We start from the raw sequence: 1279 nt of genomic DNA, 5'->3' as shown, positions 1-1279 counted from the left end.
TGGTTTGAAAAAAAACGCTTTGGTTCAGCTTCGCATCTGGATCCATCACTAAACGGTAGGTCAGCCAAGCCTCTTTTTGCGTCCAATAAGATAATTGAGCAAGGTAAGCAATAAAGTTCTGCATGGCGTGCCCATCGCTATTTCCATACAGCTGATAGTTTTGTAGCAAGGAAAGCGACATTTCTTGCAATAACTGAAACGCCCAATCACCCACTTCATCCGTGTTGGTAAGATCCCCAGACACCATACCAAGCATCGCCTCTTTTAAATCATCGGCGTACTCGGAAGTGTGTGGATTAGTGGAAAATTTATGATGCATGGAGAGCACCACATTATTTTGGACATCCACTTCGATACTTAAAGGCGTTTCCTGACCGTATTGGCGTCTGTCTTTTTCCATGCTGTAGATAAAGTGCGAAGCCTGAGATATCAGCTGGAATCCCTGTATGTTGCTTACGGTTTGATTGAGGTGATCGACTCGCACCGAATTGGCATAAAACTGGTGGATCGCAAAAGCAACGATCACCACTGCGGGTAATAACGCTAACAACGCTAAACGTGTTTTGATTGATAATCTCAGCATCCATCTTTCCATGTGTTACGAACGCCTACTGATTTAATACTAGACTAGTTTCACACATTAATAATGGATATTGATGAGTTAAAAAACACCCTCATTTCACCTAGTAACACTAGGGATATAGGGTTACGGCGGGTTTAGGTGCCTGTTTTAAACTGTGATTCAAAGCAAGTTTTTTGATCATCAAAAAATGACCTAAACGCTCAAATCCAAGTCATACCTAAGCAGCAAAATGTAAAACAGACATTTATCATTTGAATGTTTACCACTCCCGTTGTCTTATCGAGTGAGATCACATTAATCTAGAAAAGAATCGAGGCTATTTACATTTAGATTTTGAAGCTATTCGTTATCGTTACAAAAAAAGTTAGCAAGTTATTAAAAGTCAATAGTACAAACACCCCGCTTTAGTCACATTAATCAACCAGAAATAATGCCCTACTTAGCAGTTTTAACTGGTATTAATTTTCCTAGCAGAATAAGAACTCTCACCTTAGAATTCGCACACATAATTATTACAACCCGATTACATACCCCACCAAACTCCACACTCTACCGTTGAGGTAACAGTAGTGAGTATGGTTAGCCCTCAAAACGTGAAAGGTCCAATACAACAATGAGTCCAGAGAAATATCTCCAAGACTGGCAAACGAGCCAAACGATTGCTGAATCTATCTCCCCTCTTATTGGTAAGCTATA

1 pseudogene is annotated in these 1279 nt (G+C 40.0%); it reads right to left on the bottom strand.

The features are described 5' to 3' along the window. Positions 1–583 (bottom strand): annotated as a pseudogene (locus tag R8N46_RS24830) (hybrid sensor histidine kinase/response regulator); the annotation flags it as partial. Positions 584–1279: the final 696 nt, after the last annotated feature.

Origin of the sequence: Vibrio sp. 1874, from assembly GCF_033344395.1 — a bacterium.
Classification (GTDB): Bacteria; Pseudomonadota; Gammaproteobacteria; order Enterobacterales; family Vibrionaceae; genus Vibrio; species Vibrio alginolyticus.
Note: the sequence above shows the minus strand (reverse complement) of the source record. Positions and strands in the feature narration are given on the sequence as shown.